Genomic DNA, 509 nt, shown 5'->3' with positions numbered 1-509 from the left:
CAGCGGCTGGAGCAGCGTGGGCGTCGCCTGGATCCGGATCAGGTGGTCGGCGTACGGGACGACGGCCTCGTCGCCCTCCTCCGCGATCACGATGGTGCGCGCCCCGCGGGCCCGGATCTCCTGGATGTTCGACACGATCTTGTCGTGGAGCACGGACCGGCCGCGCGGGGACGGTACGACCACGACCACCGGCAGGTCCTGTTCGATCAGCGCGATCGGCCCGTGCTTGAGCTCGCCCGCCGCGAAGCCCTCGGCGTGCATGTACGCGAGTTCCTTGAGCTTGAGCGCGCCTTCCAGCGCCACCGGGTAGCCGACGTGCCGGCCGAGGAACAGGACCGACTGCGTGTCCGCCATCCACCGGGCGATCTCGCGCACGCGGCCCGAGCGGTCCAGGACCTCCTGGATCTTGTCGGGCATCGCGCGCAGCTCCTCGAGGGTCGACGCGATCTCGTCCGGGAACTTGTTGCCGCGCAGCTGCGCGAGGAACAGACCCAGCAGGTAGGCGGCGG

At 70.5% G+C, this 509-nt stretch carries 1 protein-coding gene; it reads right to left on the bottom strand.

Annotated elements, in window-relative coordinates:
* A partial coding sequence (locus G3I71_RS46630) for an SIS domain-containing protein (RefSeq protein ID WP_164325002.1) occupies positions 1-509 on the bottom strand: 509 nt, incomplete at both ends.

Source organism: Streptomyces sp. SID12501, from assembly GCF_010550245.1.
Classification (GTDB): domain Bacteria; phylum Actinomycetota; class Actinomycetes; order Streptomycetales; family Streptomycetaceae; genus Streptomyces.
The sequence above is the reverse complement of the archived record's forward strand: the minus strand, read 5'-3'. Positions and strand labels throughout refer to the sequence as shown.